Source organism: Stenotrophomonas sp. B1-1 (genome assembly GCF_010894375.1).
Taxonomy (GTDB): domain Bacteria; phylum Pseudomonadota; class Gammaproteobacteria; order Xanthomonadales; family Xanthomonadaceae; genus Stenotrophomonas.
This window is the reverse complement of sequence record NZ_JAAIUZ010000016.1, coordinates 1-5505: the sequence shown is the minus strand read 5'-3', so window position 1 is coordinate 5505 and position 5505 is coordinate 1. Positions and strand designations below refer to the sequence as shown.

6 protein-coding genes are annotated in these 5505 nt (G+C 68.1%); all 6 read left to right on the top strand.

Annotated elements, in window-relative coordinates:
* The first annotated feature begins 195 nt into the window (after nucleotides 1–195).
* The 6 genes from G4G00_RS13220 (at nucleotide 196) to G4G00_RS13195 (ending at nucleotide 5363) form a co-directional block, all read left to right on the top strand.
* Entirely contained in the window at nucleotides 196–588 is a 393-nt protein-coding gene (locus G4G00_RS13220) for a PTS fructose IIA subunit family protein (RefSeq protein ID WP_108748799.1), read from the top strand.
* Nucleotides 581–850 carry an HPr family phosphocarrier protein gene (locus G4G00_RS13215; RefSeq protein ID WP_108748798.1) on the top strand — a complete coding sequence of 90 codons (270 nt, stop codon included), beginning with the start codon at nucleotides 581–583 and terminating at the stop codon, nucleotides 848–850. Before G4G00_RS13220 ends, G4G00_RS13215 begins: the two co-directional genes overlap by 8 nt.
* A gap of 2 nt (nucleotides 851–852) precedes the next feature.
* Complete coding sequence (ptsP, locus tag G4G00_RS13210; protein ID WP_108752375.1) at nucleotides 853–2622, top strand: phosphoenolpyruvate--protein phosphotransferase; 1770 nt, start codon at nucleotides 853–855, stop codon at nucleotides 2620–2622.
* 163 nt (nucleotides 2623–2785) lie between these two features.
* Complete coding sequence (gene mgtE, locus G4G00_RS13205; protein ID WP_108748796.1) at nucleotides 2786–4147, top strand: magnesium transporter; 1362 nt, start codon at nucleotides 2786–2788, stop codon at nucleotides 4145–4147.
* A gap of 81 nt (nucleotides 4148–4228) precedes the next feature.
* Nucleotides 4229–4495: a hypothetical protein gene (locus tag G4G00_RS13200; protein ID WP_108748795.1), complete on the top strand. Its 267-nt coding sequence runs from the start codon at nucleotides 4229–4231 to the stop codon at nucleotides 4493–4495.
* A gap of 70 nt (nucleotides 4496–4565) precedes the next feature.
* On the top strand, nucleotides 4566–5363 hold the full coding sequence (locus G4G00_RS13195) for a prolyl oligopeptidase family serine peptidase (protein WP_164274228.1): 798 nt from the start codon (nucleotides 4566–4568) through the stop codon (nucleotides 5361–5363).
* Nucleotides 5364–5505 lie beyond the last annotated feature (142 nt).

The following is a 5505-nucleotide window of genomic DNA, read 5'->3' as shown; positions in this document are numbered from 1 at the left end:
CCTGCGCTGTTGGTAGGTGTCGACCTTGGTCGACACGTCCTGCGCTGTTGGTAGGTGTCGACCTTGGTCGACACGATGGGGTCAGAGCCCTTTCCCCGTGGAAAAGGGATCCGACCCCGGCAACACTGAATACGGGACACAGTGCCCCTCTCCTGCTGCTATCGCCCGTTCACCCTGACCTGTTAACGTGCAGTAATGACCTGTGGCATTCTCCTCGTAACACACCCCGGGGTCGGGACCGCCCTGCTTGACGTGGCGACCCGGCTCCTGCGGCAATTGCCGCTGAAAACCGAAGCTTTCGAAGTACCGTTCGACGCAGACCTGGATGCCCTTCTCCCGCTCGCCTCGGCTGCCTTGCGCCGGGTCGATGGTGGCGAAGGCGTGCTGATCCTGACCGACCTGTACGGCGCCAGCCCAGCCAACCTTGCCGGGCAGCTGGCCCGGCTGGGAACCCCGGTCCGCCGGGTGTCGGCGCTGAGCCTGCCGATGTTGCTGCGGGTGATGAATTATCCGGAACAGGCACTGGATCAACTGCCCGCCACTGCGGCGGCGGGCACCCGCAATGGAGCGATAGTCGACGATGCTTGAACGAGAACTCACAGTCAGCAACCGCCTGGGCCTGCATGCCCGGGCCACCGCCAAGCTGGTGCAGACCCTGGCGCCCTTCCGCTGCAACGTGACCATGGCCGCCAAGGGCCGTGAGATCAACGCCAAGAGCATCATGGGCGTCATGCTGCTGGCCGCCGGCCAGGGCACGCCGGTCACCATCCGCATCACCGGCGAAGACGAGGCGGCTGCCATGGACGCGGTGGTTGACCTGTTCGAGCGCCGCTTCGACGAGGACAGCTGAGCGTGCCGCGCGCACGTGCCGGACAACTGCCTTCCGGCCAACGGCCGGTGCAGCTGTTGTCCGGCCACGGCGCCGCACGCGGTACCGCGCTGGGCCGCGCGCGCGTGCGCCTGCCACATGCGCTGGAAATCGCCGAACAGCGCGTGGCCCCGCAGCAGGTACCGGCCGAGCTGGCCCGCCTGCACCGCGCCGTGGAAGCGGCGCGCACCGAGATGCACGACCTGCGCCAGCGCCTGCACGGTGCGCTGAACCAGGAAGTGGGCGAATTCCTGGACCTGCATGCTTTGCTGCTGGATGACCCGGAGCTGCTGTTCGGGCTGGACGACCTGATCCGCAGCGGTCCCTACAGCGCCGGCTACGCACTGCGCCTGCAGCGCGACCGCCTGGCCAAGGTCTTCGATGGCATGGACGATGCCTATCTGAAGAGCCGCATGGACGACCTGGACCATGTGATCGGCCGCATCCACGCCTTCCTGCAACCCGACCGCGCGCCGGTGGTGAAAGGCCTGGCCGGGGAAATCCTGGTCTGCGACAACATCGCACCGTCCGAACTTGCCCAGCTGCAGGCCCAGGGCGTGGTCGGCATTGTCACCGCCGCCGGCAGCGCGCTGTCGCACAGCGCGATCCTGGCCCGCAGCCTGCACCTGCCGCTGATCGTGAACGTGCCGCAGGTGCTGGGCCGGGTGGCCGACGGCGATGTGCTGATCATCGACGGCGCCGACGGCAGCATCACCGTGAATCCGCAGGCCGACAACCTGCGCGATTACCGCGTACGGCTGAAGGAACACGCGCGCGAGCAGCGCGAACTCGGCCGCCTGCGCAGCAAGCCCAGCCGCACCCGTGACCAGGTCGATATCGCCCTGCTGGCCAATGCCGAATCGCTGGAGGACGTGACCCAGGCACACGCGCTGGGCGCGCAGGGGCTGGGCCTGTACCGCACCGAATTCCTGTTCCTGCAGCGCAACGAACTGCCCGACGAAGAAGAGCAGTTCCAGACCTACCGCGATGCCGCCCTCGGCATGAGCGGGCGTCCGGTCACCATCCGCACCCTGGACCTGGGCGCGGACAAGGCCGACCGTACCGGCCTGACCCTCAGCAACGAAGAGAACCCGGCGCTGGGCCTGCGCGGCGTGCGCCTGTCGCTGGCCCGGCCGAAGGTGTCCGACACCCAGCTGCGCGCGATCCTGCGCGCCTCGGCCTACGGCAAGCTGCGCGTGCTGGTGCCCATGGTCAGCACCCGCGAGGAACTGCTGGCGGTGCGCCGGCGCCTGCTGAAGCTGGCCGAACAACTGCGCGCCGAAGGCCATGCGGTGGCCGACCATGTGCCGTTGGGGGCGATGATCGAAGTGCCCGCCGCCGCGCTGGCGCTGGAAAGCTTCATCGACCTGGTGGATTTCCTGTCGATCGGCACCAACGATCTGGTCCAGTACCTGCTGGCCGCCGACCGCAACAACGAAGCGCTGGGCGAGTTGTACTCGCCGCTGCATCCGGCGGTGGTACGCCTGCTGCAGCTGGTGATCGACACCGGCGCACGCCATCGCATTCCGGTGGCAGTGTGCGGCGAGATCGCCGGCGACGCACGCATGACGCCGCTGCTGCTGGCACTGGGCCTGACCGAGTTCAGCCTGCACCCCGGCACCCTGTTGGAAGTCCGCCGCGCGATCCGCGAAAGCGACCTGGCCACCCTGCGCGCACGCGCACCAAAGCTACTGGCCGCGCGCGATCGCCGCGGCATCGAACGCTGGCTGGCCCTGGTGGCCGACGCGGTCTGAGCACCGTGGGGGTCAGATCCCCTTCCCACGGGAAAGGGCTCTGACCCCGTCTCCGTGATCGGGGTAGGCGTTGCAACATCGGCTTGCGATAATGACGCGCTGAACACCCCTGTTGCCGCATCCTTGCCGGGATCGCGGCTTTTCTCTTCCCGCGGGAGCTGCGATGGCCGAAGCTGTACGCCACGACAAGACTGCGCGCCAACTGCGCCTGTTGTCCGATGCGCTGGACAGCGGCCGGCTGGGGCCGGTGCGCCGCCTGGTCAACACCCTGGCGCCGGCCGAGATCGGCAACCTGCTGGAATCGCTGCCGCCGGGCAAGCGCGAAGTGGTGTGGGGCCTGGTCGACCCGGAAGACGACGGCGAGGTGCTGGTCCACGTCGGCGAGGAAGTGCGCGAGAGCCTGCTCGCGGACATGGACCCGGACGAAATCATCGCCGCGGTCGAAGACCTGGACATCGACGATCTGGCCGACCTGGTCGAGGATCTGCCCGATACGGTCATCGACGAAGTGCTCAAGTCGATGGACCGCGAGAACCGCGAGCGCCTGGAACAGGTGCTGTCCTATCCCGAGGACAGCGCCGGCCGCCTGATGAACCCGGACGTGGTGACCGTGCGCGCCGACGTCAACGTGGACGTGGTGCTGCGCTACCTGCGCCTGCGCGGCGAACTGCCCGACCACACCGACCATCTGTTCGTGGTCAGCCGCCGCCACCAGTACCTGGGCCGCGTCTCGCTGGCCGCGCTGGTCACACACGAAGACACCACCCCGATCAACCGGCTGATTGATGACGAACAGCCGGCCATCGATGTTGGCGAAAGCGACCAGGAAGTGGCGCGGCAGTTCTCCGACCATGACTGGGTCTCCGCGCCGGTGGTGGACGACAACAACATCCTGCTCGGCCGCATCACCATCGATGACGTGGTGGACATCATCCGTTCGCAGGCCGAGCACCAGGCGCTGGGCGCCGCCGGTCTGGACGAGGAAGAGGATCTGTTCTCGCCCATCAAGCGTGCCGTGCGCGGCCGCGTCGTCTGGCTGGGCATCAACCTGTGCACGGCCTTCCTGGCCGCCAGCGTGATCGGCCAATTCGAACTGACCCTGCAGAAGGTCGTGGCGCTGGCCGTGCTGATGCCGATCGTGGCCGGCGTGGGCGGCAATGCCGCCGTGCAGGTGCTGACCCTGATGGTGCGCGGCATCGCCCTAGGCCAGGTCGGCCAGAGCAACGCCCGCATCCTGCTGTGGAAGGAAGCGCGCGTTGCCTTGATCAACGGCACCCTGATCGGCCTGCTGGTCGGCGTCATCGCCTTCCTGTGGTTCCACAGCCTGCTGTTGTCGCTGGTGATCACCCTGGCGTTGATCATCAACTTCCTGGCCGCCGCACTGGCCGGGGTGCTGCTGCCGCTGCTGCTCAAGCGCATGAACGTCGACCCGGCCGTGGCCGGCACCGTGGTGGTGACCGCGGTGACCGACGTGATGGGCTTCTTCAGCTTCCTCGGCCTGGCCACCCTCATCCTGCTGCACTGACCCGCACGCAGGGTCAGATCCCTGCGCAGCAGGGCTCTGACCCCTTGCCACGTCCTCCTACCTCTCTTTTCCCCAAAGCCCATGGCCACCACGATCGACAACTACTTCCAGCCCGGCTGGCGCGAACAGATGCACACCTGCGCAGCATGCGAGTGGAAAGGCAGCTCGCGCGCGATGGTGATGGAACTGGACGAAGACGCCACCGAGTACGACTGCCCGGTGTGCGAGAACCCGCTGCTGGTGGTGATGCACCCCGACCTGGCGCAGGTACAGGCCGCGGCTGCGGCCGGCAATGCCGAAGCGCAGGAACAACTGGCCATCATCGCCAGCGCGCCGCGCCCGCAGTGATGCGCTGCACGATGCCCGGCGCCGGGCGGCCGATTACCATGAAAACGCTTCCAAACCTTGGGGAAACGTCATGGCTCGTCCGTTCCTGCGCTGGCTGCCGCTGCTGGCCGTACTGATGCTGGGCGCCTGCGCCAGCACGCCGGACAGCGCGCGCGGGCATTTTGAATCACGCGCGGTGAAGGTCGACGGGCAGACCGCCTACTACCAGGTGTTCATTCCTGCCGTCAGCGCACGCGCCGCCGGTCCGCTGCCGGTGGTGCTGTTCCTGCACGGCTCGGGCGAACGCGGCGGCGACGGGGTGAAGCCGACCCACGCCGGGCTGGGCCCGCATCTGCGCCGCCATGCGGCGGATTTCCCGGCGTTGGCCGTGTTCCCGCAGGTGCCGGGAGACCAGGAATGGAGCGGCCACAACAACCGCGTCGCCATCGCCGCACTGGATGCGACCGTGGCCGAGTTCGGCGCCGATCCCGCGCGCCAATACCTCACCGGCATGTCGATGGGCGGCTACGGCAGCTGGAACATCGCCCTGGACGACCCGCAGCGCTTCGCCGCCATCGTGCCGGTGTGCGGCGCCGTGCTGGCCCCGCGCGTGGTGCGCCCGACCCTGTTCGTCGAACAGGTCGCACACGAAGCCGATCCCTACACAGCCATCGCCCAGCGCCTGCAGCGCACGCCGATCTGGATCTTCCACGGCGCGCTGGACGACGTCGTGCCCCCGGCCGACGACCGCAGACTGCACGCCGCGTTCCAGGCCGCCGGCGCGCGCGACGTGCGCTACACCGAGTACCCCGACGGCAACCACAACGCCTGGGACGCCACCTACGCCGACCCCGCCATGTGGGCCTGGCTGTTCGCGCAGAAGCGCTGACGCTCCGGTAGGTGCCAACCTTGGTTGGCACCCACACCGCTCCGGTAGGTGCCAACCTTGGTTGGCACCCACACCGCTCCGGTAGGTGCCAACCTTGGTTGGCACCCGCACCGCTCCGGTAGGTGCCAACCTTGGTTGGCAC

Excerpts from the sequence above, each read along its gene's own strand:
- G4G00_RS13220 (WP_108748799.1), top strand. The coding sequence starts at position 196 with ATGACCTGTGGCATTCTCCTCGTAACACACCCCGGGGTCGGGACCGCC.
- G4G00_RS13215 (WP_108748798.1), top strand. The coding sequence starts at position 581 with ATGCTTGAACGAGAACTCACAGTCAGCAACCGCCTGGGCCTGCATGCC.
- mgtE (WP_108748796.1), top strand. The coding sequence starts at position 2,786 with ATGGCCGAAGCTGTACGCCACGACAAGACTGCGCGCCAACTGCGCCTG.
- G4G00_RS13200 (WP_108748795.1), top strand. The coding sequence starts at position 4,229 with ATGGCCACCACGATCGACAACTACTTCCAGCCCGGCTGGCGCGAACAG.
- G4G00_RS13195 (WP_164274228.1), top strand. The coding sequence starts at position 4,566 with ATGGCTCGTCCGTTCCTGCGCTGGCTGCCGCTGCTGGCCGTACTGATG.